This is a genomic window from Holophagales bacterium (genome assembly GCA_016719485.1).
Taxonomy (GTDB): domain Bacteria; phylum Acidobacteriota; class Thermoanaerobaculia; order UBA5066; family UBA5066; genus UBA5066.
This window is the reverse complement of sequence record JADJZB010000021.1, coordinates 458,437-485,409: the sequence shown is the minus strand read 5'-3', so window position 1 is coordinate 485,409 and position 26,973 is coordinate 458,437. Positions and strand designations below refer to the sequence as shown.

Genomic DNA, 26,973 nt, shown 5'->3' with positions numbered 1-26,973 from the left:
CCCCTGCCTCCAGAATCGCGGCGAAGGAGACCGGACCGTGGAGACCTACTACAAGCCCGAGCACCTGCAGAAGTTCGCATCGATCGGCGAGGGGAACGACGCGCTCGCGAAGAAGTTCTTCGATTACTACGGGGCCGTCTTCGCCGACGGCGCGCTTTCCGCGCGCGAGAAGGCGCTCATCGCCCTGGCCGTCGCCCACGTCGTCCAGTGCCCGTACTGCATCGACGCCTACAGCCAGGAGTGCCTGAAGCTCGGCTCGGACCTCGAGCAGATGACCGAGGCGCTCCACGTCGGAGTGGCGATCCGGGGCGGCGCCTCGCTCGTACACGGGGTGCAGATGCTCGAGCACGTCCACAAGGCGTCGATGTAGCGCCGGATGCCCGACGCCCTCTCCCTCCCGTCGAGGAACGAGCCGCGCCGCGCGCCAGCAGAGGCGCCGCCCGGCCCGCGCGCCGTTCCGTTCTCGCTCCGGGCCCGGGGCTCGGGCCTCGCTTCGCCCGAAACCCAGCTCGCGCTCCTCGACGGGGTCGACCTCGCGGCCTCCGCGCACTCTGGCGACTTCTCGAAGGCCCTCGCCTCGGCGGGCTCGCTCCCCCTTCGCCCCGCAGCGCTCGATATTTTCCAGGTGAACCTCGGAAAGCTCTGCAACATGAGCTGCCGGCACTGCCACGTCGACGCCGGCCCCGACCGCACCGACGCGATGATGGACCGCGAGACGGTCGACGCCTGCCTGCGGGCGCTCGACCTCACCGGGGCCCACACCGTCGACGTGACGGGGGGAGCCCCGGAGCTGAACCCGCACTTCCGATACCTCGTCGACGAGGCGGTGAAGAGGGGGAAGCACGTCCTCGACCGCTGCAACCTGACGGTCCTCCTCGTTCCCTCGCTCCGCGACCTCCCGGAGTGGCTCGCCGAGCGGGGCGTCGAGATCGTCGCGTCGCTCCCGCACCCGCGCAAGAGAGGTACCGACGCGCAGCGCGGGGACGGGACGTTCGACAAGTCGCTCGACGCGCTGAGGAGGCTGAACGCCCTCGGCTACGGCTCAGGGCGAAGCGACCGGACTCTGACGCTCGTGACGAACCCGGTCGGAGCGTTCCTCGCCGCCAGCCAGACTTCCATGGAAAGAGAGTGGAAGGAGGCGCTCGGGAGGGAGCACGGCGTGACGTTCGACCGCCTCATCGCCCTGAACGACATGCCGATCTCCCGCTACCTCGAGTGGCTCGAGGCGAGCGGAAACCTCGAGAGCTACCTGAAGCTCCTCGTCGACTCCTTCAACCCCGCAACGGTCGCGGGGCTCATGTGCCGCAACACGATCTCGGTCTCCTGGGACGGCTCGCTCTACGACTGCGACTTCAACCAGATGCTCGAGCTGCCGGCCCTCTCGGCCCAGGGGCGGCCCCTCCACGTTCGCGACCTCGACCCGGAAGCCCTCGCGGCGCGAGACATCGTCACGCGCCGGCACTGCTTCGGCTGCACGGCAGGTGCCGGCAGCTCCTGCGGCGGGGCGATCGAGGGCTGAGGCCGAAGGCCTGTCCCTTCAGCGGCCGTTGATCCGCTTGTCGTAGTCGAAGTACCGGACCCGGAACGACCGATCGAGCTTCGGCTTCGTGACGCGGTAGCGGTTCACGTAGTCGACGATCTCCGGGTCCGCGTTCCCCCGCGCCCTCTCGAAAGAGAGGAAGTCCTTCTCGAACCAGTCGAAGATCTTCGAGAGCGTCACGGTCCGGCGACCGGGGTCGGCCGCGACGTTTCGGTCCTCCTCCACGAACTCCCGCATCGCCGCGTCCAGCTGCGCATCGAGCCTCTCGGGAACGAACGCCTCGCGGGGAAGGCGCGGACAGCCGATCGACGCGCAATTGAGGGCCGCGTGGATCCGGGGATCGGCGAATTCCTTGCGAATCAGGTCGTCTTCGAGAGCCTTGAGGCTCCACGTCTCCCCGTCGAGCCGCACCTTCATCGAGACGAAGAAGGAGTAGCCGCTGACGAGTCCCCCGTTCCAGACGCTCTCCTTCTCCGGCCCGCGAGAGAGGACCCCCTGAAAGACAAGCGCGTTGTAGGCGTTGACGTAGTAGGCGAGCCGGTCGTCCCGCGTGGGAAAGAGCGATGGGTTGCTCTTCGGCCCCTGCCGGGCGAGGCGCGCGAGCCAGGCGTCGAGCCCGGCGCGGTCCCGGGCGAGGGCCTCGTAGTCGACCCGGCCCTTCTCGTCGACGAATCGCTCGAGGACCGCCGTCCACTCGGCGTGGGAGAAGCGCTCCCGCCCCTCAGGGGCCACCTGAGCCGTCGCGGGCGCCGCCACGAGGGCGAGGAGGACCAGTGAAGCCAGGGTAGCGACGGAGGCTGCGGCCGCCACAGTCGCTGCGGCGGCCGCCGAGCCCCAAATGCCCACCGGGTTCGTCACGGGCGTGCGCCTGTTCATCTCGGTCCTTCCTCCACCTATGGGATGCCCGCACGCGGGCCCCGGTTTCGATCCGTTCGCCGAAGCGTGACGGATCGCACGATCAATCGACGGGTTTGCAGGCGCGTTCCGGCGTCCGTTTCCGCGAAACCGTTCGCCCCGCTGCGGCATCCCGTTGACCGTGAGGTGTGCATGGCTCGAGAACTGACCGTCGGCGTCCCTGGAGGCATGAGGTGATGGACCGCCCGGGCCTCGCGCCTCCTGCCCCGGCCGGATTGCCCACTTTCGCCGACCTCGGCACCCGCGAGAGGGCGCTCTCGGCCGGCTGGGAGCGCCTCGACCCGGAATTCCGGACGCCGAACCAGGTCCTCGGCCGCCGATCGGCGATCGGCTGCGTCGCCCTCGAGATCACCCAGCGCTGCAACCTCGACTGCACGCTCTGCTACCTCTCCGAAAGCTCCGAGGATGTGAAGGACCTCCCGCTCGACGTCGTCCTCCGGCGGATCGACCGGATCCGCGAGCTCTACGGGCCGGGCGTCAGCGTCCAGGTGACCGGCGGAGACCCGACGCTCCGCGACCGCCGCGAGCTCGTGGCGATCGTGAAGCGTCTCGCGGAGAGGGAGCTCCGCCCCTCCCTCTTCACGAACGGCCTCCTCGCCACGCGCGACCTCCTGGCGGAGCTCGCGGGGGCCGGGCTCTTCGACGTCGCCTTCCACGTCGACACGACCCAGCGCCGGAAGAGGTACCCGACGGAGGAATCGCTGAACGAGGTGCGCCGCGAATACATCGAACGCGCGAAGGGGCTGCGCCTCGCCGTCGTCTTCAACACGACGGTCCACGCGGGGAACCTCGCGGAGGTCCCCGCGCTCGCCCGCTTCTTCCTCTCCGTCTCCGACATCGTCGGAATGGCGTCGTTCCAGCTCCAGGCGGAGACGGGGCGAGGCGAGCTCCGGACGAAGGAGGCCCACGTCACGATGCCCGCGATCCGCGAGAGGATCACGCGCGGGATCGGTGCCCAGCGCCTCTCCTGGGACACCGCCCTCGTCGGCCACCCCGAGTGCCACCAGGCGGTCATGCTCGTGACGGCGGGCGATTCGTTCGTGGAGATCCTCGACGACCGGCCCCTCTTCGAGCGTTTCCTCGAGGAGTTCCGCCACGTCCCGTTCGACCGGCGCGACGTGAGGGGAACGGCGCGGAAGGTCATCGGCGCGGCGCTGAAGACCCCGTACTGGGCCGTTCACGGAAGCGCCTTCCTCGCGCGGAAGGTCTGGGGCCTGAGGCGCGGCCTCCTCGCCACGCGCGGCAAGACCGGGAAGCTGACGTTCTTCATCCAGAACTTCCAGCCGGCCGAAGAGCTCGACCCGGAGCGGATCCGGAACTGCTCGTTCATGGTGATGACCGACGACGGCCCCGTCTCGATGTGCGAGCACAACGCGCGCCGCGAGGAGATCATCCTGAAGCCGCTCGCGCTCGGGCTCGAGGCCGACGCGCCGCTCTGGGACCCGCGGAGCGGCCGCGTTCTCGAGACCGTCCTCCCCGTCCATCCCTCGACGGCCCGCCTCCCGGTCCTGAGGCCCGCGGCGGGCGCCGGGTGCAATGCGAGCGGGTGCCCCTGATGTGCGCTCGGTTCGCGGGAGGGATCGCTGCGGCGCTCATCCCCGGACTTCTCGTCCTTCCGCTTGCCGCCGGCCTCCCGCCCGCCTCGGTCGGGAGCGCGCTGTCCGTCCTCCCCCGCCGGAGCGCGCCGCCCGATCACCCGTGCGCCCTCCCAGACGCGGTATTCGAGGATTTCCACGAAAGCGATGGTGTGAGGATCCGGATCCTGCGGCGACCGGACGGCGCCCCGATCGTCCGGGCAACCACGCGTATCAGCGCTCTCCCGCTCGCCGCCGCAGAGCTCGTCGCGCGCGTGGAAGGGTGGCCCGAGTGGGCGCCGCGCGTCCGCGCCGCGGCATGGCTCGCCGGAGGGCCACCCGCGTTCCGGCTCCTCGTCGACGCGCCGTGGCCCTTTTCCGACCGGGATTACGCGATCGCGCCTTCGCTGGAGGAGGACGCCGGAAAGCTCCTCGTCTTCTGGGACGGTGCGACAGAGCGGCTCCCGCCTCCGGCGAAGGGCGTCGTGAGGATCTCGCGGGTTCGCGGCGGCTTCTCGTTCGATCAGGAGGCCGGAGCGGGGACGATCCGGGTCGTCTACACCCACGAGTCGGACCTCGGCGGCCGCCTGCCCCGGTGGGCGGAGGACGGCTCGAACCGGAGGGGGCCGATCGGGGTCCTGCGCGGTCTGGGGCGCGCCCTCTCGCGCGGCACCCTTCAGGGGCCGTACCTACGAGAGCCGTAAGCGGGTCATCGAGCGCCCCGTCCCGGAAGTCGGACGAGCCTCTCCCCTGCGAACCACTAGGGTTTCGTGCGCCCGCGCGAGAACGTCCACTCGACCTGCAAGGTTCCGCCTTGAACGGGGACCTCACGCTTGCCATCGCCAATGGGTCCCTCGAGGGTGAAATCCATCGTGGCCATGGGTGCGGCAGAAGCCTTGACGAGTTTCGCTTCATATCCTGGCGCGGCTTCCTGCTGGAAGCCGTCGGTGCTGGGGGTGATGAACATGTAGCGGGTGCGTGCCCGGTTCAGGTCCGTTTCGACCGTGAGGGGCGTGTCGCCCGTCCTCAGCGGTCGGGTCCCGGTCGTCCGCACGACCGGTTCCGGGCCGGCGAGAGTCGGATCGTCGGCATGGTAGGTATCGTCGATCGTCAGGCTCCCGGTGCAGTCTTCGTTCCACCAGGGCTGGTACGAACCGGTCGCGGCCATCGGATCGCCGTTCGGATTGTCGAAGGCCGCGAAGTAAGACGCCGCGGCTTCCGCGCTTGATGTTATGGGGCACACGAGCTGCGCCGCGCGCTTGTAGACGGTCGTGGTCAGGCCCTCGGCTGGTCTGCCTGTGACGATCTCCGCCGACCACCTGATCGAAATCGCGAGGGTCCCCTCGACACCGGATGGTTCCGCGAGCAGGCCCCCGCCCGGCTTTGGGGCCGGGCCGGCATCGGATGGCGCCTGCGCGCCCTTCGGCGCCGCCACTCCGGCCTGGGCCGCCGCCGGTTCACCGGATTCAGAAGCACGCTGATGTTCGCTTGTTGCCGGTGGCTTCCCGCACGCTGCGAGCAGCGCCACGAACAACGACATGAGACCTGCCGTGAGTTTCGTATCCATTCGCCACCCCCCGACCATTCCGCCCCTATTCTCGCCTGCAATTCCGATGAATCGGGCCCGTGCTTTCGATCGCCAGCTGGAAAACCCGGCCTGTCTGAGGTATGGCCTGCAGGCGCAGCCCGCCTCGCGGCCGCCGCCCTTCAGGGTCCCGTGTCGAGCGGCAGGTCCGGGACGGGGAGCTCGGTTTCATCGCGCCGCGCGACACAGGGCCGGGGAGAGGCCGTACACCGCTGCCTCCTGCGCACCGGGATACCAGAGAACACCGATCCTGAGGACGTTCGGACGCGTCGTCATATGGCGAGGCAAGGCACTTCTCGTCATCGACCTGCAGAACGACTATTTGCCCGGGGGGGCGTTCCCTCTCTGGAACGCCGAGGCCACGCTGGAAGTCGTGGAGCGCTCCATCGCGCGGGCCCGGGAGAAGGGCGTCCCCGTCGTCATCGTCCAGCACGTCGCCGACCGTTCTCAGGGGCTGACCGGGCCTGTAATGCCGTGCCGGTTCGAGACCTTCTCTTCCGGGTGGCGCCGAGGCGCCGGCCCGGGAGACACCGATGAACACCACGATTCACGCCCCGCACCTGACCACCGAGAGCTTCGAGACCGAGGTCCTCCGCTCCGAAAGGCCCGCCGCCGTCGACTTCTACGCCGACTGGTGCGCCCCCTGCCGCGCTGCCGTCGCCTCTCCCGAGAGCTCCTCGAGCATCCGGTGCGTCACGACGTTGCGCTGCACCTCTCCGAGCTGCGAGACGCAGCCGAGAAGGGCGACGTGCTCCTCGGCCCGCGCGACGAGCTCGTCGGCGGGCGGGAGGTCGTCGGCGAGGGCGAGGTGATCGTCGAGCGTCTCGTGGGGGCGGGCGCGGAAGGCGCGCCGGCGCATGTTCCGCGCCGCGTTCCTCACGAGGACCGAGAGCAGCGCCCGCGACCCCTCTTCGTCCGAGACGAGGGCCCGCGCCTGCGGCAGGCCGAGGAACGTGTGGAAGGCCTCCTGCACCGCGTCGAGCGCATCGTCGGCCGTCAGCCCCTCCCGCCGCGCCACGCCCGCGAGGCGCGGCGTGTGGCACCTCGCAAGCTCCGAGACCCATCCCGTGAACGGTCGTTCCGGATCTTCCTTCGCCACCGTAACCTCCTGGGGAGACCAATGTACATCCAGAGCCTGACCCGCTACCCCGTCAAGTCCATGGCCGGCGAGCCGCTGCGCGAGGCGTCGCTCACGCCGCTCGGCATCGAGGGCGACCGCGTCGTCCAGGTCGTCGACGCCCTCGGCGCGATCGTGACTTCTCGCAACCGGCCCCGTCTCCTCGGCCTCCACGCCGCGCTCGGCCCCGACGGCGAGCCGCTCGTCGACGGTCGCCGATGGACCGACGACGCCGTCGCCGCCGCCGTGGCGTCCGCCGCCGGGCGCGGCACGCGCCTGCGCCGCGGCGACGAGGACGAGCGGTTCGACATCCTCCCCCTGCTCGTGACGACGGACGGCGCGCTGGACGCCCTCGGCCGCGACGTCCGCCGCCTCCGGCCGAACATCGTCATCGGGGGGGTGGAAGGCCTGGCCGAGCGGAGCTGGGAAGGGGCGTTCCTCCGCGTCGGCGAGGCGGTCATCGGGCTCCACAGCCTACGGGGCCGCTGCATCATGACGACCTACGACCCCGACACCCTCGAGCACGACCCTGAGGTCCTCCGTGACATCGGCCGGCGCTTCGGCGGCCGGTTCGGCCTCAACGCCTGGGTGGAAAGACCCGGTCCGGTCGCCGTCGGCGACCCGGTGGAGCTGATCGAGAACGCCGGCGCGCAGCGGCGACCGGCGTGAAGGGCCTCGTCGAGACGACCCGCCAGGCGCTCGTGCTTCTGCGCGAGTCGAAGGGCGCCGTCGTGAACATCGCCAGCGTGCTGACGGACCAGCCTTCTGCCGGGCTCTCGGTCTACTGCCCGAGCGAGGCGGCCGTCCTCGCGCCGGGCCGGTCCTGGGCGCTCAATACTCCGTCGGGGGTGGGATCGAGGCCTGAGCCAGCCAAGGACATGCCCGCCTCTGGGGCGGCACTCCTCAGGGACCGGTCTCGAGCGGCAGGTCGTCGCGAGAGCCCCACTCCCAGAGCGACCCGTCGTAGTTCGCGGCGACGATCCCGAGGCGGGCCTCGAGGAGGACGGCGAGAAGCGCCGAGCGAACGCCCCCCGTGCAGTACGTCGCGAGCGGGACGCCGGGGCGGAGCGGGCCGACGAGCTTCGCGAGCGTCTGCCCGTCGACATAGAGACCGTCCGCCGCCCGGAGCGAGGCCTCGGGGACGAGCCGGGCACCGGGAATCCGGCCGCCCCGCTTCTGTCCTCGAAGTCGCTTCCCCGCGAACTCCTCGGCCGTCCGGGCGTCGAGGAGCGTGACGCTTCCGACGGCGATCGCCGCGCGGAGCCTTTCGAGGCGCATGCGGCGGTCGGGCTGCGGCTCGGGCTCGAAGTCCCCCGAGGGTGCGTGCGCGGCGTCTCTCTCTATGCGTCCCGGGTTCTCCACGGCCCACGCCGGAAAGCCCCCGTCGAGAAGGGCGACCTCGGGGTGTCCGAGGTAGAGGAGCATCCAGGCGACCCGCCCCTCCTCGCCCCAGCCCGACGGATCCCCGACGACGACGACCGGACGCGAAGACGACATGCCGAGCGCCCGGAGACGGTCGAGAAGGGACGCTCGATCCACGGCGAGGAGACCCCATCGCGCCGGATCGCCGAAAAGATAGGAGGCGATGCCGGGGCGCGATTCCGAGAAATCGCGCCAGTCCACACGGAGGCTTCCCGGGACATGCCCGGCCCGGAAATCCCGGGAGGGCCTGGCGTCGAGGACGACCGGCGTCCGGCCCGTCGCCGAGATCTCCGCGGAGAGCTCTCCCGCCGTCACGATCCGAACCGGGGCCGCGAGCGCGCCGGCGGCCGTCAGGAGGAGGAGGATCGCACCGGCGAGGAGGGTCCGGCTCGCGGAGTGCGAGACAGTGCCTGCTTCGGCGATCCTGGCCCGCCCGGTCACTGGTACCGCCTCATGAACCCGCGGTCGATCCGGTCCTTGAGCCGCCAGGCCAGCCGGGAGTGCCCGGAGAGCGCGTGCCACCGCCAGAGAGCTCTGCCATCCGCGCTGTTCATCAGCGCGAGGTAGCTCTTCTGCGGCCGGTAGCGGCGAGGAGGACCGCCGTCGAGCGCAGCGCGCAGGTTGTGGGCGAGCACGGGGGATTCGCGTACGGCGTAGACGCCCGCCTTCGCGAGGTCGGGATGCCCCTCGATCCCGATGCAGTCGCCCGCGCCGAAAACCGGGGTGCCGTCGACGGCCCGAAGCGTGTCGTCGACGAGCAGGTAGCCGCGCGGGTCCTTCGGGACGTCGGACCTGGCGAAGAGCGCCGGCGGGGCCGCTCCCGCGAGCCAGACCGTCAGATTCGACGGCGCGTACGTCCCGTCGTCGAGCTGCACGCGGTGGGGCTCGACGAGGGTGACCCATCGCCCGGTTCTTACCCGAACACCGCGGGCTTCGAGCACCCGCTCGGCGATGCGCCTCACCTTCGGCGAGAACCCCGGCAGGACTCTCGCCTCGGCCTCGACGACGGTCATCTCCGGCCGGCACCCGCGACTGCGGCCGAGCCGTTCCAGCGCCAGCGCCACCTCGAAACCCGCCGCCCCGCCTCCCACCACGACGAGCGGGACCTCCTGACCCCGCTCGGCGGAAAAGAGCTCCTCGGCGCGCAGTCGCAGGGCCACGGCCCGGCTCATCGGACGAACGCTGGAAGCGTGCTCGCGTACGCCGGGAATCTCGAGGCCCGCCGGCCCCGACCCGACGTCGACCGACAGCAGGTCCCAGGCGATCCGCTCGCCGGCCGCTTCCACCGTGCGCGCACCGGCGTCGATGCGCTCGGCCGCCGCCTGCACGAACCGCGCGCCCGCGCGCGCCGCGATCGCGCGGAGATCGAAGGCCAGGTCGGGCTCCTCGTACGTTCCCTGGAGGTAGCCCGGCACCATCCCCGAGTAGTGGTGCCGCTCGAAGGGCGAGATCAGGACGACCTCGACACCGGCGAGCGGCTCGCGCACGGCCCTCGAAAGGACGTGGACGTGCGCGTGCCCGCCTCCCAGGAGAACCAGCCTTCGGGTCGTCATGTCGTCAGCAACAGGATCCGCCTCTGGCTCCCCGGATGCTTCAGGCGTCCCACGTCCGCGCCTCGCCGGCCTCGACGCCCGCGGCGCGGATCGCCTTCGCCGCGAAGCGCGCGATGAGGACCGTGGCGACGATGGCGGCGACGCCCAGGGAGAGCTTGATCGCTTTCTGGACGGGATCGGCGCCGGAGGCCGCGTCCCCGAGCGCCGCGCCGAAGTAGACGTAGGCGGCGGTGCCGGGAAGCATGGCGACCCAGCTCGCGAGGACGTAGGAGAGGGGTCGCACCGGCGTGAGGCCGAAGAGGTAGTTCACGACGGTGAAGGGGAAGAGCGGGGAGAGCCGCACGAGCGCGACGATCTTCCCGCCTTCCTTCTCGATGGCCCGGTTCAGCCCCGCGAACCGGGGGCTCGAAGCGGCCATCCGGCTCGCCCGCTCCCTCAGGACGGTCCGCGCCAGGAGGAAGGCGAGGGTCGCGCCGAGGGTCGAGGCGAGGGAGATGACGAACGTCCCCTTCACGAATCCGAAGACCGCGCCGCCCGCGAGCGTCATCACGGCAGCGGGCCCGCCCGGCACGAGCGAGACTCCGACGTACGCGAGCGCGAACGCGACGACGCCCAGGACGCCCTGCCCCCGGACCCAGACCTTGAACTCGTCGATCCACGCACCCACAGGGAGGAAACGGAACAGGGCGAAGAGGCCGCCGATCACGGCGAGCGCAACGACGATCCTCAGAATCGTGGTGTTGCGGGTCCCGGAGCTGCTGGCGGGCTCGGTCACCAGATCACTCTAAGCCGGAGAAGAACCCGAGGCGGGTCCACTCCGCGAACCAGCCCGAGAGGACTTCGCCGGAGGGGAAACCTCCGGGGAACGCGTTTCCCGCGCGCTCGAGGGCCGACCCGACGGTCTCCCCCGCAGCGAGTGAAGCCAGGAGGTCCCCATCGAAAGGTCCCATCGTGCGGCGAAGGACGACGAAATCCCTCCGGTAGTAGGCCACCTCGACGCGACCGCGGCCCGCCCTCCACGGAACAGGATTCCCTTCGAGAACGGCGTCCAGGATGTCGACCGCGCCGGGACGGACCCTGACGAGGCGGAACGCCCCCGCCGGACGAAGCCTCGCGTTCGGCCACTGGGCGGCGGGCACGGACTGAAGGGCGTCAGCGTCCATCGGCGCCGTCTCCTCCGCGTCGAAGACCTGCGCTCCCGCCTGCTCCAACCGGGCGACGTCGGTGAGAAGGCCCCTGCGGCGAGGGCTGCCCCAGCCCGTGAGGAACTCCGGTAGGTGATCGCCCAGGCGCGCGAGCGTGAAGCTGCGCGAAGGATGGACCGCGACGTAGGCGGACACGAGCTTCCCGAAGCCCCGTTCGCCGAGAAGCTCGGCCAGGGCCGGGTAGTCGGATCGCAGGGCGTCGCGCATCCGGAGCGGGTACATCCCCGCGTAGATCTGGAGCCGCTGGGCCGCGTCGAGGCCGCCGCGGTCGCGGACGACGGTCGAGGCGTCCTCGGGGGCGACGAAACGCCGCGTTTCCGGCTCCACGAGAGCCAGCCGGGCGCCCTCCGGGTGGACGAGGACGGCCTGCATCCAGGACTGAAACCGTGCGAGCGGAAGGGGGAGCGCGCTCACGCGGCCACCGCCTCGTTCATCTCATTCGCCGCAACCACCCACCTTGTCGCTTCCGCCGCGTTCGCTCCCTTCGTCCGATGTGCCCGAAACGTCGCGTCCTTCGCCATGAGCGCTTCGGCGTGGACGACGTCGAGCGCGGGAATGTCATCGTCCCACTCGACGAGCGTCGTCACCGGGCCGGTCCGCCTCACGAGCCGCTCGTATAGGGTCCAGACCTCGTCCCGCACGTGGTCGGAGTGCGTGTCGAGGAGGTGGGTCCCCTTGTCCGTGTGGCCGGCGAGGTGGACCTGGACGACCCGGTCCGCAGGGATCATGTCGATGTACGCCTCGGCGTCCCACCCGTGGTTGAAGGAGGAGACGAAGACGTTGTTCACATCGAGCAGCAGGCCACAGTCGGCCTCCTGCGTCAGTCGCGCGAGGAACTCGGCCTCGCCCATCGTCGAGGCGATGAGCTCGAGGTAGGTCGACGGGTTCTCGAGGTGGAGCGGCCGCTCGAGAAAGTCCTGGACCGTCCTGACCCGCGCCGCGACGTGCTCGAGAGTCTCGTCGTTCAGCGGCAGGGGGAGGAGGTCGTGAGTGCTCTTCCCCGCGACGCCGGTCCAGCAGAGATGGTCCGTCACCCAGGGGGCGTTCACGCGCCGGGCCAGCGCCTTCACCTTGCCGAGGTAGGCGAAGTCGAGCCCAGAGGTGCTCCCGATGTTCAGCGAGACGCCGTGGAGGACGACTGGAGTCTGTTCGGCCACCCGGTCCAGGACATGGAGCGGCCTTCCCCCCGTGTCGAGGAAGTTCTCCGTGATCGCCTCGTAGAAGTCGACCGCCGGGCGGCGGTCGAGGATCTCGGCGAAGTGGACCGTCCGCAGGCCGATGCCATAGCCGAGAACGGGCAGGTTCCAGCGGTTGGCCAAGGGTGTCCTCCTCCACGTGCTTCCCGAGGGGCGGTCCCGGCCGTCGTCCGGCCGGGACCGCCCTCTCTCCCGAATCGTCAGGCAGGCTTCTGGGTCGGCATGGTGTGAGCCTTCCCGTCGGTGGCGCACCCGCCCATACCCTTGCATTCGTTGTGGCCCTTGCAGGCGTTCTTCTCGGTCTTGCAGCCGCCCTTGCCCTTGCAGGCGTTCTGCCCCTTGCAGGCGTGCTTGTCGGTCGCCTCGGGGCCGGCCTTCTTGTCGCCGGCCTTCTTGCTGCCGCAGCCGTTCGGTCCGCCGCAGGCGTTCTTGTCCTTCTGCGTGGCCGTGGGCGTGGTCGGGGCCGGGGTCTTGTCCTGCGCCAGCGCGCTGCCGGCGAACGAGGAGCCGGCGATCAGCCCGGCGACGACGGCGGACAGGTAGGCCGCGGACGGGCGGTTCTTCTTCATGGTGTCTCCTTCTTCGACAGGTCTGCCCTGTCTGTTTCTCGTCGGCCGTTTCGGTCCCTGCCGGCTTCGGCCTGAACTTGTTGTCCACCGTGAGATGCCGGACCTGAGAGAAGGTTTCAGCGGCGGGCGCGAGGGCACCGAGGGACAGGGGCTCTGGTTCCCGGGCGGGTCAGCTCTTCCGGAGATACTCCTCGAGGTTCGGCAACGCCTTCTCGAAGAGCGGCCGGAACTTCCACAGCAGGACTCCCTTTAGCGGCCGGACCCAGCCGGGGAGGTCGAAGCCCACCTTGTAGTCCACCCGCGTGCCACCCTCGACCGGCGTGAGCTGCCAGTCCTCGACCATCGCCGAGAGGATCGGCAGGTTCGACTGAAGCATCGTGAAGGAGAAGCGTTTCCCCCTCTCCCACGCGATGAAACGCTCGTCGAGGACCATGGGGCCGACCCAGACGCGGCGCTTCGTGCCAACGCCCTCCCGCACCTCGCTCGTCACCGACGCCTTCTTGAAGTCGACGAACCAGCGCGTCCACGCTTCGTGGTCCGCGAGGACGTCAAAGACCCGCTCCGGCGGAGCCGAAACGAGCCGGGAGAAGGCGAGACGCACCAGAGCGCGGTCGGGGAATGACAGATCCTCGAGACGCAGGGCGAACGGCATGAGCCGATCGTACCGTCCGACGCCCGGCAGATGCGCCGCGAAACCGCTGCCCGGCTTCGGGCATAGAAGGCCCATGGAGCGTCCGGAGCGGCTACCATCCCGCCGTGCCTCGCACGCGAAAGAACCCTCCCAGGGCGGAGCGGGAAATCCCGCTCGGGCTGAGGAGATAGCAGATGGATGCGGTGGGCGACCGCGACGACCCCCGGCAGGCGCTGGCGAATCTGATGATCGCGTACCAGGGCGGCGATGAAATGGCGTTCGAGCGCCTGTACGAAGAGCTGTCAGGCCCGGTGAGAGCGTTCCTTCACTCGCTCACCCGCAACGCCTCCCGCGCCGACGACCTCCTGCAGGAGACGTTCTTCCACGTCCACCGTGCGCGTCAGACGTACGACCCGAGCCGCTCCGCGAAGGCGTGGGTCTACGCGATCGCGCACAACGTCTTCCTCATGTCGTGCCGCTCCGAGAAGCGGCGTGGCCGCCACGAGGAACTGGCGGAGGACGAGCTCCCCGACGTCCCGGTGCCAGCGGAGGCCGAGGCGTTTGCCACGAAGGACGCCGTGCGGAAGGCGCTCGGCCGGCTCTCCGTCGACAGGAGGGAGGCGGTGATCCTCCACCACGTCCAGGGACTCTCCTTCCAGGAGGTCGGCAACGTCCTCGGCATCACTACGATGGCCGCGAAGCTCCGGTCGCACCGCGCGATGGGAGAGCTGCGGCAGATCCTGAAGGAAGGAGCGAAGCTGTGAACGGATCGGCTCCGCTTCCGCCGGAGCTGCGCCGGCTCGTCCGGGACGAGCTGCGTCCCGTTCGGCCGCTGGCCTCGCCGGCCCGGCGTGCGCTCGTCCTTCTCGTCTGGGCTCCGGTCGCCGTCGCGTTCGTCCTCGCGTTCGCTCGACCCCGGCCCGACGCCGCGGACCTCGGATGGCTCTTCAGCTGGGGTGTCGTTCTCGCGGAGCTCATCGCGGGGGCCGGGCTCGTGACGCTTTCCCTCGGAGAGGCCGTCCCCGGCCGCGGGGCGGGCCGCCAGGCCGGGCTGATCGCGCTCGCCGGCGCGGCTTCGCTCTTCGTAGTCCTGGCGGTCCTCGCGCGCGGCGCGAGCGCGGGCATTCCGGTACCGGACCCGCTGGTCAGCCACGGACCGGCCTGCTTCGCCATGACAGGGCTCATCGGCCTGACGGCGCTCGCCGTCGTCGCGGTTCTGATCCTGAGGGCCACCCCTCTCCGCGCCTCGTTCGCGGGGCTCCTCGCGGGAGCGGGGACGGGGCTGATGGCCGCAGGCGTCCACCACCTCGACTGCCCGGTCACCCACCTTGCGCACGTCCTCGTCTGGCATGGGGGGGGCATCGTCGTGCTGGCGCTTCTCGGAGCCGGCTTCGGGCTCGCCCTGGAGTCCCTCCAACGGAAGAGGATGGAAACGAGGCTCGCGGTACGCCACGACTGACGCGCGAAAGACCGAAAAAGGAAGAAACCCGCCGGACGATCCCGGCCGAATCCCGGGAGACGTCGCGGCGGGCGAAAGAGCCCCTTGAAGGGAGGTCTGGCCTAGAGCAGGTTCTTCCCTTCCGCAATCGACTCGGAGCAGAGCTTGATGGAGTTGGCGAGCATCACCTTCTCCTCGTCGGTCAGGTCGACCTCGAGGATCTTCTCCACGCCACCCGCGCCGAGCACGACCGGGACGCCGAGGTAGATGTCGCTCGCGCCGTACTCACCTTCGAGGTAGGCCGAGCACGGGACGACGCGCTTCTCGTCCTTCAGGATCGCCTGGACCATCTCGACCGCCGCCGCCGCCGGCGAGAAGTAGGCCGAGAACCCCAGGAGCTTGACGATCTCGCCGCCCGCGCCCCGGGTCCGCTTGACGATCGCGTCGATCTTCTCCTTCGACATGAGCTTCTCGATCGGAATGCCGCCCACGGAGGCGTACCTCACGCACGGGACCATCTCGTCGCCGTGCCCGCCGAGGACGAAGGCCTGGACATCCTTGACCGAGACGCCGAGCTCCATCGCGATGAAGCAGCGCAGGCGCGCGGCGTCGAGGATTCCCGCCATGCCGACGACGCGGTTCTTCGGCCAGCCCGTCACCTTCCTGGCGACCCACGTCATCGTGTCGAGCGGGTTGGCCACGACGACGAGGAACGCGTTCGGGGAGTACTTCATGACCTGCTCGGAGACCGGCCTGACGATGCCGATGTTCTTCCGGAGGAGGTCCTCGCGGCTCTCGCCCGGCTTGCGCGGCATCCCCGAGGTGACGACGACGACGTCCGACCCCGCCGTCTCCTCGAACCCGGACGTCCCCGTGATCGTGATGTCGGAGTCGTCGATCGGCCGCAGCTCCATCAGGTCGAGCGCCTTGCCGGCCGCGAGGTTCGGGACGATGTCGACGAGGACGATGTCGCCGAGGGCCTTCTTGGCGAGGATGTGGGCGGTCGTCTCGCCCACGCGGCCGGCGCCGACGACGGTGATCTTCTTGCGCATGACGTCTTTCTCCTTCTCAGCCCCGCCGTTCGAACGGGACGAACGCACGGTCGCGGTGCCCCAGGTAGACCTGGCGCGGCCGGGCGATCTTCTGGTCCTTGTCCTGGATCATCTCGTTCCACTGCGCGAGCCAGCCGGCCATGCGCCCGATGGCGAAAAGGACCGGGAACATGTCGACGGGGAACTTCATCGCCTGGTAGATCAGGCCCGAGTAGAAGTCGACGTTCGGGTAGAGCTTGCGCTTGATGAAGTACTCGTCCTCGAGGGCGATCCGCTCGAGCTCGAGCGCGATGTCCAGGAGCGGGTTGCGCCCGGTGACGCCGAAGACCTGGTCGGCCATCTGCTTGAGGATCTTGGCGCGCGGGTCGTAGTTCTTGTAGACGCGGTGGCCGAAGCCCATCAGCTTCACGTCGCCGCCGCTCTCCTTGACGTCCTTCACGAACGCCGGGACGTGATCCTTCGAGCCGATCTCCTTGAGCATCCGGAGGACGGCCTCGTTGGCGCCGCCGTGGAGCGGGCCGTAGAGCGCCGAGATCGCGGCGGACGCCGCGCAGTACGGGTCGACCTCGGAGGAGCCGACCGCGCGCATGGCCGACGTGGAGCAGTTCTGCTCGTGGTCGGCGTGCAGGATGAACAGGACGTCGAGGGCCTTCTCCAGGATCGGGTTCGGCTTGTACTTCGGCTCGGCGGTCCGGTACATCATCTGGAGGAAGTTGCCGGCGAACGAGAGGTCGTTGTCGGGGTAGGCGAACGGGAAGCCGATGGAGTGGCGGTAGGCGAAGGCCGCCAGGGTCGGCGTCTTGGCGATGAGGCGGACGATCTGCATCCGCCGGACCTCCGGGTCGTGAACGCGCTTGGCCTCCGGGTAGAAGGTCGAGAGCGCCGCCACGGAGGACGCCAGCATCGCCATCGGGTGGGCGTCGTAGCGGAAGCCCTGCAGGACGTTCGTGATGTTCTCGTGGACCATGGTGTGGACGGTGATCTCGTCCACCCATTCCTTGTGCTGGGCCGTCGTCGGGAGCTCGCCGTTCAGGATGAGCCAGGCCGTCTCGAGGAACGACGTCTTCTCGGCCAGGTCCGCGATCGGATAGCCGCGGTACTCGAGGATCCCCTTGTCGCCGTCGATGAACGTGATCGTCGACTTGCACGACGCGGTGTTCATGTACGCCGGGTCGTAGGTCATGATCCCGAAGTCTTCGGGCCCGGTCTTGATCTTGCGCAGGTCGGGCGCCTTGATCGTCCCGTTCTCGATCGGCACCTCGTAGGTCTTCCCGTTCCGGTTGTCGGTGATGGTCAGGGTCTCGCGTTGTCCTGCGGCCGGCGGGGTCGTCCCGGCCTGGATCGCGGCGGTCTCGGCTGTCATGAGGGGCTCCTTTCGTCGTCTCGCGGGTTCCGCGGCTGGGCAGAATCGCCTCCGGGCTTCCCCCGTCAATCAGGTCGGACACCGTCTCGGACAGCGCAGGGGGCCACCCGCCCCGCAATGACCATCTCGACGGGAACCGTTGCGCTGCCCCTCAACCTCGCCGTTCCCGTCCCCTGGACCACGTTTCATCATATCGCGAGAACGCGAATCGCGAGCGTGCTCTCACGCGCGCCGACGCAGTGCGTAAACGCACCAGGAAGGGCTCACCGCTTCAGCAGCTTCTCGACGTCCTTCCCGAGGCTCTCGGGCGTGTCGTTCGGGGCGTAACGCGTCACGTTCTCGCCCCTCGGGTCGACGAGGAACTTCGTGAAGTTCCACTTGATCGCCTCGGTGCCGAGGAGGCCCGGAGCGGCCTTCTTCAGGTGCCTGTAGAGCGGGTGGGTGTTCTCACCGTTGACCTCGACCTTCGCGAACATCGGGAAGGTGACGTCGTACTTCAGCGAGCAGAAGCTCCGGATCTCCTCCTCGTCTCCCGGCTCCTGGTGCCCGAACTGGTCGCACGGGAAGCCGAGGACGACGAAGCCGCGGTCCTTGTACTTACGGTAGAGAGCCTCGAGTCCCGTGTACTGCGGCGTGAAGCCGCACTTGCTCGCGACGTTCACGACGAGCAGCGTCTTCCCCGCGTACGCCGAGAGCTTCTGCGCCTTCCCGTCGATCGTCGTGACCTCGATGTCCGTCAGCGTCCCCATACGGTCTCTCCTTTTCGCGCCCTCATTCACGGAAGCTTCTTGTGGGTCCCGTCGCAGAAGGGGGCCTTGCCCGTGTGCTTGCACTGGCAGAGCCACGCCTCCTTCGACTCCTCCGCCGTCCAGACCAGCGGTGAGAACCCGGTTCCCTTGTGGGCGCCGTCGCAGAACGGCTGTCCCTTCGACAGGCCGCACCGGCACCAGGCATACGTCCTTCCGGCCTCGAGCTTCACGGGCACCGGACCCCTCGCGGCGATCGTCGGATCGGACATGGGTGTTCCCTCCTTCGTTTTCAGGTCGTCCAGCGATTCCGATCATAGGCGCGTCGGTCCCTCCGGCTTGTCGCGGGCACTCCGGGCTCATATGCTGAGGGCCAGGCGATCGTGCCCACGCGGCGACCGCGGGAGGAGATCTCCATGGCGGACTCCGGAGCGATCGGGATCGGGTCCCGGCGAAGGCGGACGCCGTGACCCCGGAGCCCCCTCCGGGCATAACCGACACAGGGAAGTGGCGGATCCGGACAGTCGAGGAACTCGAGGCGGCCCGCTCCGGAAAGGCACGGGCCGAGGAGGCGCTCCAGGAGAGCGAGGCGCGCTTCCGGGCCCTCTTCGAGAACAGCCCCGACGGGATCTTCCTCACGGACCCCGAGACTCTCGAGATCCTCGACTGCAACGCCGTCGCCTGCGCAATGAACGGCTATTCGCGCGAGGAGCTCCTCGGCCGGAGCATCAACCTCCTCCACCCCGACGAGATACGGACCCGCATGGAAGAGCCGGGAGGGCGCACCCGATTCGTCGCGCAGCTGCGGAACGAAGGACCCGTGACGGTCGAGTCGGTCCACAGGCGCAGGGACGGGACCCTGTTCCCGATGGAAACGTCGATGTGCCTCCTCGAGGTGGGGGGCCGCCCGGTCGTGATGGGGATCGACCGGGACATCACCCAGCGCAAGAAGGCCGAGGAAGAGCTGGCCCGCTACCGCGCGGGTCTCGAAGGGCTCGTCGAGACGCGCACCGCCGAGCTGGCCGTGGCGCGGGACCGTGCCGAGGCGGCGGACCGGCTCAAGTCGGCCTTCCTCGCGACGATGTCCCACGAGCTGCGAACGCCGCTCAACTCGATCATCGGCTTCACCGGCGTCCTCCTGAAAGGCTTCGTCGGCCCGCTCAACGACGAGCAGACCAAGCAGCTCGGCATGGTGAAGGCGAGCGCACACCACCTCCTCGCGCTCATCAACGACGTTCTCGACCTCTCCAAGATCGAGGCGGGCCAGCTGCGGGTCGCTCTCGCCCCGGTCGACGTGCGGGCGACGATCGACCAGGCGCTCCGGGCGCTCCAGCCCCAGGCGGATCGCAAGCGCCTCTCGCTGGCTGCGGAGGTCTCGCCCGACTCCACGACGATCCTCAGCGACCACCGGCGGGTCGAACAGATCCTCCTGAACCTCCTCGGCAACGCGGTGAAGTTCACCGACGAGGGGGGTATCACCGTTCGCTGCGAGCCCCGGGACGGCTGGCTCGTCACGAGCGTGACCGACACCGGGATCGGAATCCGGGCTGACGAGCTCGCCACGCTCTTCCAGCCGTTCCGGCAGCTCGAGTCGGGCATCTCCCGGCGGTACGAAGGGACGGGACTGGGACTCTCGATCTGCAAGCGTCTCCTGGACCTGCTCGGCGGCGACATCGGCGTCGAGAGCGCGCCGGGGAAGGGAAGCACTTTCACGTTTCGGCTTCCTGCCGGCCGGACGGGCGATTGAACGGCGTCGATCCCGCGCCTTCGCGGACGGGCCGGGTCGCGCGGGACGCTGCGCTCGTCCTGTCGCTCGCCCTCGCTTACTTCGTCCTGGCCAGGCTCGGCCTGCGGCTCGCGTTCGTCCAGGCCAACGCCTCACCGGTCTGGGCGCCGGCCGGGCTCGCCCTCGCCGCGCTCGTGGCGGGCGGGGTCCGGCTCTGGCCGGGCGTTCTCATCGGAGCGGCGCTCGCGAACCTGGCGACGCCGGGGACGCCCGTACTGGCGGCGCTCCTCATCGCCGCCGGCAACACCCTGGCCGCGGCGGGGGCGGCCCTCGTCCTCCAGAGAGGCGGCTTCGATCCCGCTCTCCGGAGGTTCCGCGACATCCTCGTCCTGCTCGGGGTGGGAGTCGTTCTCGACCCCGTCGTGAGCGCGACGAACGGCACCGTCCAGCTGGTCCTCTCCGGGGCCGCACCCGCCGGGGCGTGGCGGGACATCTGGCTCGTCTGGTACTCGGGAGACGCCGTCGGCATCCTGCTCGTCGCGCCCCTGCTCCTGTCGTGGTGGACCCGGCGCCGGCGAACGGGATACTTCCCGGCCTCGGCAGAGGCGGTCGCCCTGATCGCCTGCGTGCTGGCCTGCTCCTGGCTCGTCTTCTGGCAGGACGTCTCGGGTTCCCGCCTCGGGCCGAGCCTCGCGTTCGTCGTCTTCCCCTTCGGCGCCTGGGGGGCCGTCCGCTTCGGCGTGCGCGGCGCAACCCTCGTCTCGTTCCTCATCGGGCTCGGGTCGGTTCTCGGCACCGTCCTGAGCAGCGGGCCGTTCGCCGCCGCGGGCCTGCACCACCAGCTCTTCCAGTTCCAGCTCTTCGTTCTGATGCTCGCCGCGAGCGGCCTCCTGCTCGCCGGACTCGCGGAGGAGCGCGTCCACGTCGAGAGAGAGCTCGCCCGGGCGAAGGAGAGGGCGGAGGACGCCGACCGGATGAAGTCCGCGTTTCTCGCTTCCATGTCCCACGAGCTCCGGACCCCGCTCAACTCGATCATCGGCTTCACGTCGCTGCTCGCCGGGGAGCTCGTCGGCCCCCTGAACCCGGAACAACGCAAGCAGCTCGGGATGGTAAAGGCCAGCTCCCTGCACCTGCTCGACCTCGTCAACGACGTCCTCGACATCTCACGGATCGAGGCGGGCCAGCTCGAGATCCGACGAACGCCGTTCGATCCCGCCGCATCCCTCGGCCGATGCGTCGACCAGGTCTCGCCCGCGGCCAGGACCAAGGGGCTGACGCTCGCCCTGGAGCTGGCTCCCGACCTGGAGGAGATCGGGAGCGACCAGCGCCGATTCGAGCAGGTCGTGCTGAACCTGCTCGGGAACGCGGTGAAGTTCACGGACTCTGGCGCCATCACCGTCCGAGGCAGGGTCGAAGGGAACGCCTTCGTCACGAGCGTCGCCGACACCGGGATCGGCATCGGACAGGACGAGAGGGAACGCCTCTTCAGGCCCTTCAGGCAGCTCGACTCCGGCCTCTCGCGGCGGTACGAGGGAACCGGCCTCGGTCTCGCGATCTGCAAGGGACTCGTCGACCTGCTCGGAGGGGAGATCTCCCTCGAGAGCGAGCCGGGTCGGGGGAGCATCTTCACGTTCCGGGTGCCGCTGCGGCACAGGGGGATCGGATGACACGAACAGTCCTGGTCATCGAGGACAACGAGCAGAACCTCTACCTCGTCCGTTTCCTGCTGGAGCGCAGCGGCTACGCGGTCGTACCGGCCCTCGACGGGCCGAGGGGGATCGAGGAGGCACGCCGCGTCGAGCCGGCGCTGATCCTTCTCGACATCCAGCTCCCGGGCATGGACGGCTACGCCGTCGCGAGCGAGCTCCGGAGAATTCCGGCTCTCGAGGGCACCCCGATCGTCGCGGTCACGTCGTACGCGATGGTCGGCGACCGGGAACGCTGCCTGGACTCGGGCTGCACCGGGTACATCGAAAAGCCGATCAACCCGGACACGTTCATCGAGCAGGTGGAGGCGTACCTGAACGCGTCCACCCCGCGTGAGGCGTAACCGTGGCGCACATCCTCATCGTCGACGACGAGAGCTCGAACCGGTACCTGCTCGAGGTCGTTCTCCGCGCAGCCGGTCACGAGGTCGTCTCGACCGCCGACGGCGCCGAGGCGCTCGGGGCCGCGAGGGCCACACCGCCCTCCCTGATCATCTCCGACATCCTCATGCCGGTCATGGACGGCTTCGTCCTCTGCAAGGAGTGGAAGGCGGACGGTCTTCTGGCGAAGATTCCGTTCATCTTCTACACGGCGACGTACACGGAGGAGGAGGACGAGCGGTTCGCCTTGAGCCTGGGCGCCGACCGCTTTCTCCGAAAGCCGCTCGAACCCGATGCGCTCCTCGCCGCCGTGGACCAGGCGCTCGCCGACAGCAGGCCCGCGGCGTCTCTTCCAAGAGTGCCCGACCTCGCCGCCGAGCTCGCTTTCCTCTCGGCCCACGACGAGACACTCGCCCGCAAGCTCCAGCACAAGCACGAGCAGCTGCAGCAGAGCGAGCGGAAATACCGGAGCTATTTCGACAGCTCGCCCGTCGCGATCATCGTCCTGGACGGTTCGGGCCGTATCCTCGACTTCAACCCGGCTGCGTGCCGGCTCTCCCTTTACCCCGCGTCGGAGCTCCACGGCAAGGCGCTGACCGAGCTGGCCGACCCGAGCTCGGCGCCGGCAGCCCTCGCCGCCTTCGCCGCCCTTCCCGACACCGGGGTGACTCTCGCCAGGTACAAGGTACGACGCCGGGACGGGACCGTCCGGGAGGTCCAGGTGTCCGCCATCCGGCTCGACGGCGCCCGGGTCCTCGCCTTCTGCGAGGACGTCACGGAACAGGTGCAGGCCGAAGAGACGGTGCGGCGCGCGAACGCCGATCTCGAGAAGCGGGTCCGCGAACGGACCGTTCAGCTCGAGCAGGCTAACCGGGAGCTGGAGGCCTTCTGCTACTCCGTCTCGCACGACCTGCGCGCGCCCCTTCGCGCCGTGGACGGCTACTCGCACCTGCTCGAGGAGATCGCGGCGGACCGGCTCGACGAGGAGTCACGCAGACTCGTCGACAGCATCCGGCAGAGCGCCCGGCGCATGTCGAACCTCATCAACGACCTCCTCTCCCTCTCGAAGACGAGCCGGCAGGACCTCCGGATCGGCCTGGTAGACATGGAGCGCCTGGCCGAGGCCGTGGTCTGGGAGCTTCTCCCGGCGGACGAACGCGACCGGAGCGACGTCACGATCCACCCGCTGCCGAAAGCCGCGGGGGACGAGGGCCTCCTCCGGCAGGTCTGGGCAAACCTTCTCGGAAACGCGGTGAAGTTCAGCTCAAAGAAGGAGAAGCGGGCGATCGAGATCGGGGTCCGGTTTTCAGGAAACGAGACGGCCTACTTCGTCCGCGACAACGGCGTCGGATTCCCGCCCGAGCATGCGCAGAGGCTCTTCGACGTCTTCCAGCGCCTCCACGCCGCCGGGGACTTCGAAGGGTCGGGGATCGGCCTCGCCATCGTCCGCCGCATCGTCGAGCGCCACGGCGGGCGTGTCTGGGCCGAGAGCGTGCCCGGTGCCGGCGCGACCTTCTGGTTCGCCCTCGGTGAGGCGGAGGGGTCGCTGGACGGAGAGACGTCCGACGGGAGGAAGCCGAACCCGGGTGACGGACGACCAGCCATCCGTTCGTGAAACCGGACCGTATCTGCCAGCATCTACGGAGCATGCCGACGATGAGAATTCCCCCGGCGGTCCCCGAATCCCCCCCGGCACCCGGCCGGCATCGGTTTTCCGCGTCCGTGGCCCTGGCCGCCCTCGGAGCGGTCCTGCTCCTCGCTGCCTGCCGGCCGGCAGAAACCCTCGCAGAATCCGCCGGCGACGCGACGACGACCCCGGGAAAGGCGAAGGCCATGAAGACGACCCTCTCGAAGTCCGGCTACGACGTGACGCCCCTTCCGAAGGACGAGGTCGCCCGCCTCGCGGCGAAGCTCGACCCCGAGGCGTATCGGATCACGCAGAGGTCGGGAACGGAGCCGGCCTTCTGCGGGAACCTCCTCGACAACAAGAAGGACGGCGTCTACGCCTGCGTCGTCTGCGGGCTTCCCCTCTTCTCGAGCGAGCACAAGTTCGACTCGGGCACCGGGTGGCCGAGCTTCTTCCGCGAGTTCGACCCGTCCCACGTCTCGCGAAAGGTCGACCGGGCCCACGGCATGGAGCGGGTCGAGATCAACTGTGCCCGCTGCGGCGCCCACCTCGGGCACGTCTTCGAAGACGGCCCGCGCCCGACGAACGAGCGGCACTGCCTGAACTCGGCCTCGCTGAAGTTCCTGGAGAAGGGAGCCCCCGTTCCGCCCGAAAGCCAACCGGCGAAGGCCGAGGTGGCGTACTTCGCGGCCGGCTGCTTCTGGGGCGTCGAGCACTGGTTCGGGAGAGGACCGGGCGTCCTCGAGGCCGTGAGCGGCTACATGCAGGGGCAGACCGACAACCCGAGCTACAAGGACGTCTGCACGGGCCGGACCGGCCACGCCGAGACGGTCAAGGTGACCTACGACGCCAGCCGCATCACCTACAGGCGGCTCGTCGAGGCCTTCTTCGCCATGCACGACCCGACCCAGCTGAACCGGCAGGGCCCGGACGTCGGCGACCAGTACCGATCGGGCATCTGGACGGTCGACGAGGCCCAGAAGAAGGTGGCCGAAGCCGTGATGGCCGAGCTGAGGGGGACGAAGGCGTACGGAGAGAAGGCGATCGTGACGGTCGTCGAGCCGGCGAAGACGTTCTGGCCCGCGGAGGAGTACCACCAGGAGTACATTTCGAAGAATGGCGCCTCCTGCCACGTGAAGAACCCCTGGTGAGCCTGCGCGGCTCCGCGCCGCGCGGCGAGGAGCAGTTGATGACGACCCGAATGCTCGAACCGAGGGAGTACTACCGGCTCCCCTGGTCCCTCACGGACAACGGCCTGTCATGGCTCGAGGTCACGACGCGGTGCAACCTCGCGTGCAAGGGGTGCTACCGCGACCCGCACAAGGACGGCCACAAGCCGCTCGACGAGATCGCGCGCGACCTCGACGTCTTCGCGGCGAAGCGCAGGAGCGACTCGATGAGCATCGCGGGGGGCGACCCGCTCGTCCACCCCGACATCGTCGAGATCGTGAGGATGATCCGGCAGCGAGGCTGGAAGCCGGTCCTGAACACGAACGGCCTCGCGCTGACGCCGGAGCTCCTGAAGGAGCTGAAGAAGGCCGGCGTCTACGGCTTCACGTTCCACGTCGACACGACCCAGAAGCGGAAGGACTCCCCCGACGCCGTCACCGAGGCCGATCACAACCCGCTCCGTCAGAAGTTCGCGGAGATGGTCGCCGCCGAGGGGGGGATCGGCTGCTCCTTCAACCAGACCGTCTCCGAACGGACGCTCGACCAGGTGCCCGAGGTCGTGCGCTGGGGGATCCAGCGCCCCGACCTCGTCCACACGATGGTCTTCATCCTGTATCGCGAGCCTTCCATGGCGCGCCGGATGGGGCTCTCGTTCTTCGCGAACGGACGCGAGATCGACATGGGGGCCTCCTACGACGACACCGATTTCTGCGGCGGGCGCCCGCTGAAGGCGCAGGACGTCGTCGACCAGATCCGGACCGTCGTCCCCGGATTCGAGCCGAGCGCCTACCTGAACGGCACGGTCGACCCCGACAGCATGAAGTGGCTGATGGGGATCCGCCTCGCCGACGGCGAGGAGACCTTCGGCCACGTGTCGCCGCGATACATGGAGACGGTCCAGAACGTATCGCACCTCTTCCGCGACCGCTGGCTCAGCTACGTCACCCCGGGCTTCCTCGGCCTGGGCCGTTCCTCGATGGCGCTCTTCGCGCCCATCGACGGGTCGATGCGCCGCGCGATGGGCCGCTACCTCTCGGCCTCCGCGAAGAGCCCGGGCCACCTCCTGCGCAAGGTGCGGTTGCAGACCTTCACGATCATCCAGGCCGTCGACTTCCTGCCGGACGGCAGCATGAACATGTGCGACGGCTGCCCCGACATCACGGTCCACGACGGCAAGCTCTACTGGAGCTGCCGCCTCGAAGAGATCAAGGAGCACGGGACGTTCGTGAGCGCCTGCCCTACGAGACCGGATCCCGCAGCATGACCGACGAGATCTTCAGAAAGCTCACGAGCCTCAGCTCCTGCGCGGGGTGAGCGTCGAAGCTGCCCCCCGGGCAGCTCGCGCAGGTCCTGCGCGTCCTCGACGGCCTCTTCGACCCCTCGGCGCACCCCGAAGTCCTGGTCGGCCTCGCCGAGCCGGACGACGCGGCCGTCCTCGACCTCGGCGGCGGCCGGGCCCTCGTCGTGACGACCGATTTCTTCACGCCCGTCGTCGACGAGCCCTACGACTTCGGGGCCATCGCCGCCGCGAACGCGATGAGCGACGTCTGGGCGATGGGGGGCGAGCCGGTCCTCGCCCTGAACCTCGTCGCCTTCCCGCCGCAGCTCTCCGCCGCGACGCTGGCCGAGCTGCTCCGGGGCGGGGCGGAGGTCGTCCGTTCGGCGGGGGCCGTCATCGCGGGCGGGCACTCGATCCAGGACAAGGAACCGAAGTACGGACTCTGCGTCGTCGGCTTCGCGCAGACGGCGCGCCTCCTGACGAAGGGGGGAGCGCGTCCCGGCGACGTGCTCTACCTGACCAAGCCGCTCGGGACCGGCACGATCACGACCGCGCTGAAGCGCGGGATCGCGCCTGAAGACGAGGTCGCAGCCGCAGTGGCGTCGATGAAGCGCCTGAACCGTGCCGCTTCGCGAGCGGCCCTGGCCACGGGTGCGACCGTCGCGACCGACGTGACGGGTTTCGGGCTCGTGGGCCATGCACTCGAGATGGCCGAGGCCTCCCGCGTCCGTTTTCGCTTCGAGTGGGACGCCCTCCCCTGGCTGCCCGGTGCTCTCCGGCTCGCCGAGGAGATGGTCTTCCCGGGCGGCGCGTTCACGAATCTCGAGCACTTCGGAAGCCGCCTGGTACGCACGCGGTTGCTGACCGACCCGGAAGCGATGCTCCTCTTCGACCCGCAGACCTCGGGAGGCCTCCTCGTCGCCATTCCGGCCACGGGCGCGGCGGAATTCACGGGGGCTCTCGGCAGGGATTCCGAGGAAGCCTGGCGCGTGGGAGAGGTCGTCGCAGGCGAAGGGATCGAAGTCATCTGATCCGGGTCCCCTTCCCGGCCTCCTCCCCTGCGGGCTGAATCAATTCGTTTCGTCATCGCGCGAAACGTTGCAACGATCCGATCTTCCCCGGTCGATTCGCCCCAACAGCACCCCGGCATTTCTCCGACCGGCCCCTTCCAAGTCACT

The 26,973-nt window shown here is 69.4% G+C and carries 28 protein-coding genes and 2 pseudogenes; 17 read left to right on the top strand and 13 right to left on the bottom strand.

The features are described 5' to 3' along the window. Positions 1-37: 37 nt before the first annotated feature. Positions 38-370 carry a carboxymuconolactone decarboxylase family protein gene (locus IPN03_14210; protein ID MBK9374839.1) on the top strand — a complete coding sequence of 111 codons (333 nt, stop codon included), beginning with the start codon at positions 38-40 and terminating at the stop codon, positions 368-370. Positions 371-376: 6 nt separating this feature from the next. Beyond that, on the top strand, positions 377-1,519 hold the full coding sequence (gene arsS / locus IPN03_14205; protein MBK9374838.1) for an arsenosugar biosynthesis radical SAM protein ArsS: 1,143 nt from the start codon (positions 377-379) through the stop codon (positions 1,517-1,519). An 18-nt stretch (positions 1,520-1,537) separates the two neighbouring features. Here arsS and IPN03_14200 read toward each other — a convergent pair whose 3' ends face one another. Beyond that, positions 1,538-2,416 (bottom strand): DUF547 domain-containing protein, encoded by an 879-nt coding sequence (locus IPN03_14200; GenBank protein ID MBK9374837.1) that lies wholly within the window; start codon positions 2,414-2,416, stop codon positions 1,538-1,540. A gap of 215 nt (positions 2,417-2,631) precedes the next feature. Here IPN03_14200 and IPN03_14195 point away from each other — a divergent pair, with 215 nt between their 5' ends. Together IPN03_14195 and IPN03_14190 are read left to right on the top strand one after the other, a co-directional pair. Continuing rightward, positions 2,632-4,011: a radical SAM protein gene (locus IPN03_14195; protein ID MBK9374836.1), complete on the top strand. Its 1,380-nt coding sequence runs from the start codon at positions 2,632-2,634 to the stop codon at positions 4,009-4,011. Beyond that, positions 4,011-4,733: a hypothetical protein gene (locus tag IPN03_14190; protein MBK9374835.1), complete on the top strand. Its 723-nt coding sequence runs from the start codon at positions 4,011-4,013 to the stop codon at positions 4,731-4,733. Before IPN03_14195 ends, IPN03_14190 begins: the two co-directional genes overlap by 1 nt. A gap of 56 nt (positions 4,734-4,789) precedes the next feature. Here IPN03_14190 and IPN03_14185 read toward each other — a convergent pair whose 3' ends face one another. Further along, positions 4,790-5,596 carry a hypothetical protein gene (locus IPN03_14185; GenBank protein MBK9374834.1) on the bottom strand — a complete coding sequence of 269 codons (807 nt, stop codon included), beginning with the start codon at positions 5,594-5,596 and terminating at the stop codon, positions 4,790-4,792. Between the two features lie 46 nt (positions 5,597-5,642). Here IPN03_14185 and IPN03_14180 point away from each other — a divergent pair. The 4 genes and pseudogenes from IPN03_14180 to IPN03_14165 all read left to right on the top strand — a co-directional run bounded on the left by IPN03_14180 (position 5,643) and on the right by IPN03_14165 (position 7,561). Beyond that, a pseudogene (locus IPN03_14180) lies at positions 5,643-6,068 on the top strand (isochorismatase family protein). A 79-nt stretch (positions 6,069-6,147) separates the two neighbouring features. Further along, positions 6,148-6,426, top strand: a complete 279-nt coding sequence (locus tag IPN03_14175) for a hypothetical protein (protein MBK9374833.1) — start codon at positions 6,148-6,150, stop codon at positions 6,424-6,426. Positions 6,427-6,818: 392 nt separating this feature from the next. Then, positions 6,819-7,400 (top strand): MOSC domain-containing protein, encoded by a 582-nt coding sequence (locus tag IPN03_14170; GenBank protein MBK9374832.1) that lies wholly within the window; start codon positions 6,819-6,821, stop codon positions 7,398-7,400. After that, positions 7,316-7,561, top strand: a pseudogene (locus IPN03_14165) (SDR family NAD(P)-dependent oxidoreductase). Before IPN03_14170 ends, IPN03_14165 begins: the two are co-directional and overlap by 85 nt. Before the next feature lie 73 nt (positions 7,562-7,634). Here IPN03_14165 and IPN03_14160 read toward each other — a convergent pair. The 7 genes from IPN03_14160 to IPN03_14130 form a co-directional block, all read right to left on the bottom strand. Then, a complete protein-coding gene (locus IPN03_14160; protein ID MBK9374831.1) occupies positions 7,635-8,594 on the bottom strand; it encodes a sulfurtransferase in 960 nt (319 codons plus the stop codon). After that, positions 8,591-9,706, bottom strand: a complete 1,116-nt coding sequence (locus IPN03_14155) for an FAD-dependent oxidoreductase (GenBank protein MBK9374830.1) — start codon at positions 9,704-9,706, stop codon at positions 8,591-8,593. The genes IPN03_14160 and IPN03_14155 overlap by 4 nt, the downstream gene beginning before the upstream one ends. A gap of 40 nt (positions 9,707-9,746) precedes the next feature. Beyond that, positions 9,747-10,481: a TVP38/TMEM64 family protein gene (locus IPN03_14150; protein ID MBK9374829.1), complete on the bottom strand. Its 735-nt coding sequence runs from the start codon at positions 10,479-10,481 to the stop codon at positions 9,747-9,749. A 4-nt stretch (positions 10,482-10,485) separates the two neighbouring features. Next, positions 10,486-11,325, bottom strand: coding sequence for a putative DNA-binding domain-containing protein (locus IPN03_14145; protein ID MBK9374828.1), 840 nt, complete (start codon positions 11,323-11,325; stop codon positions 10,486-10,488). Continuing rightward, positions 11,322-12,377: a DUF692 domain-containing protein gene (locus IPN03_14140; protein ID MBK9374827.1), complete on the bottom strand. Its 1,056-nt coding sequence runs from the start codon at positions 12,375-12,377 to the stop codon at positions 11,322-11,324. Before IPN03_14140 ends, IPN03_14145 begins: the two co-directional genes overlap by 4 nt. Beyond that, on the bottom strand, positions 12,308-12,676 hold the full coding sequence (locus IPN03_14135) for a hypothetical protein (GenBank protein MBK9374826.1): 369 nt from the start codon (positions 12,674-12,676) through the stop codon (positions 12,308-12,310). Before IPN03_14135 ends, IPN03_14140 begins: the two co-directional genes overlap by 70 nt. Positions 12,677-12,845: 169 nt before the next feature. Beyond that, positions 12,846-13,328, bottom strand: coding sequence for an SRPBCC family protein (locus IPN03_14130; protein ID MBK9374825.1), 483 nt, complete (start codon positions 13,326-13,328; stop codon positions 12,846-12,848). Between the two features lie 173 nt (positions 13,329-13,501). On the opposite strand from IPN03_14130, the gene IPN03_14125 reads away from it, so the two are divergent. Together IPN03_14125 and IPN03_14120 are read left to right on the top strand one after the other, a co-directional pair. Then, positions 13,502-14,071, top strand: a complete 570-nt coding sequence (locus tag IPN03_14125; protein ID MBK9374824.1) for an RNA polymerase sigma factor — start codon at positions 13,502-13,504, stop codon at positions 14,069-14,071. Next, positions 14,068-14,766 carry a DUF1109 family protein gene (locus tag IPN03_14120; GenBank protein MBK9374823.1) on the top strand — a complete coding sequence of 233 codons (699 nt, stop codon included), beginning with the start codon at positions 14,068-14,070 and terminating at the stop codon, positions 14,764-14,766. The genes IPN03_14125 and IPN03_14120 overlap by 4 nt, the downstream gene beginning before the upstream one ends. Before the next feature lie 101 nt (positions 14,767-14,867). Here the strand turns inward: IPN03_14120 and mdh are convergent, their stop codons facing one another. The 4 genes from mdh to IPN03_14100 form a co-directional block, all read right to left on the bottom strand. Then, the gene (mdh, locus tag IPN03_14115) at positions 14,868-15,797 is read right to left on the bottom strand and encodes a malate dehydrogenase (GenBank protein ID MBK9374822.1); all 930 of its coding nucleotides are present in this window, start codon (positions 15,795-15,797) and stop codon (positions 14,868-14,870) included. Positions 15,798-15,813: 16 nt separating this feature from the next. Further along, on the bottom strand, positions 15,814-17,160 hold the full coding sequence (locus IPN03_14110; protein MBK9374821.1) for a citrate synthase: 1,347 nt from the start codon (positions 17,158-17,160) through the stop codon (positions 15,814-15,816). 263 nt (positions 17,161-17,423) lie between these two features. Beyond that, the gene (locus IPN03_14105; GenBank protein MBK9374820.1) at positions 17,424-17,909 is read right to left on the bottom strand and encodes a glutathione peroxidase; all 486 of its coding nucleotides are present in this window, start codon (positions 17,907-17,909) and stop codon (positions 17,424-17,426) included. Between the two features lie 26 nt (positions 17,910-17,935). Beyond that, positions 17,936-18,178, bottom strand: coding sequence for a CDGSH iron-sulfur domain-containing protein (locus IPN03_14100; GenBank protein MBK9374819.1), 243 nt, complete (start codon positions 18,176-18,178; stop codon positions 17,936-17,938). Between the two features lie 194 nt (positions 18,179-18,372). Between IPN03_14100 and IPN03_14095 the strand changes: the two genes are divergently transcribed. The 7 genes from IPN03_14095 to selD all read left to right on the top strand — a co-directional run bounded on the left by IPN03_14095 (position 18,373) and on the right by selD (position 26,826). After that, positions 18,373-19,653 carry a PAS domain S-box protein gene (locus tag IPN03_14095; protein ID MBK9374818.1) on the top strand — a complete coding sequence of 427 codons (1,281 nt, stop codon included), beginning with the start codon at positions 18,373-18,375 and terminating at the stop codon, positions 19,651-19,653. 848 nt (positions 19,654-20,501) lie between these two features. Next, positions 20,502-21,299, top strand: coding sequence for a hypothetical protein (locus tag IPN03_14090; protein ID MBK9374817.1), 798 nt, complete (start codon positions 20,502-20,504; stop codon positions 21,297-21,299). Continuing rightward, on the top strand, positions 21,296-21,682 hold the full coding sequence (locus tag IPN03_14085; protein MBK9374816.1) for a response regulator: 387 nt from the start codon (positions 21,296-21,298) through the stop codon (positions 21,680-21,682). The genes IPN03_14090 and IPN03_14085 overlap by 4 nt, the downstream gene beginning before the upstream one ends. A gap of 2 nt (positions 21,683-21,684) precedes the next feature. Continuing rightward, the gene (locus IPN03_14080; GenBank protein MBK9374815.1) at positions 21,685-23,334 is read left to right on the top strand and encodes a response regulator; all 1,650 of its coding nucleotides are present in this window, start codon (positions 21,685-21,687) and stop codon (positions 23,332-23,334) included. A 41-nt stretch (positions 23,335-23,375) separates the two neighbouring features. Next, the gene (locus tag IPN03_14075; protein ID MBK9374814.1) at positions 23,376-24,497 is read left to right on the top strand and encodes a bifunctional methionine sulfoxide reductase B/A protein; all 1,122 of its coding nucleotides are present in this window, start codon (positions 23,376-23,378) and stop codon (positions 24,495-24,497) included. 38 nt (positions 24,498-24,535) lie between these two features. Then, positions 24,536-25,780: a radical SAM protein gene (locus tag IPN03_14070; protein MBK9374813.1), complete on the top strand. Its 1,245-nt coding sequence runs from the start codon at positions 24,536-24,538 to the stop codon at positions 25,778-25,780. Continuing rightward, positions 25,777-26,826 (top strand): selenide, water dikinase SelD, encoded by a 1,050-nt coding sequence (gene selD / locus IPN03_14065; protein MBK9374812.1) that lies wholly within the window; start codon positions 25,777-25,779, stop codon positions 26,824-26,826. The genes IPN03_14070 and selD overlap by 4 nt, the downstream gene beginning before the upstream one ends. Positions 26,827-26,973: the final 147 nt, after the last annotated feature.